Source organism: Pseudomonas putida (assembly GCF_028682475.1).
In the GTDB taxonomy this organism is placed as follows: Bacteria; Pseudomonadota; Gammaproteobacteria; order Pseudomonadales; family Pseudomonadaceae; genus Aquipseudomonas; species Aquipseudomonas putida_AG.
Window position 1 is genome coordinate 1 of sequence record NZ_JANHLE010000138.1, and the last position, 304, is coordinate 304.

The 304-nt window shown below is 53.0% G+C and carries 1 pseudogene; it reads right to left on the reverse strand.

From position 1 onward, the window contains the following. Positions 1-304 (reverse strand): annotated as a pseudogene (locus tag NPS47_RS25530) (hypothetical protein); the annotation flags it as partial.

The window sequence follows — 304 nt, forward strand, 5'->3', positions numbered from 1 at the left end:
TTGGTTGCTTCAACGCAGAGGGCCGTGTTGGCAGGTTGTTGCTTGAGCCATTTCTTGATTGCGGACGGCGTGTTACTGAGCGAGATGCACTCTCCGCTGTCCTGAAAATGGATAACCAACTCAGCCTTGGCAACATCGACACCGATGATGAACGTGTTCGTTTCCATTGCCATGGCTTGACCTCTCACAGTATGGTTTTCGGGCTCGAAGGGGTTTTCACCAAGAGGCGCTGGCTTGCTTCTATCGTCGCTTGCAAACGATGCATTCTTTATCGGCGCTTTGGTGGAAGGGGTGGGGCGATGTC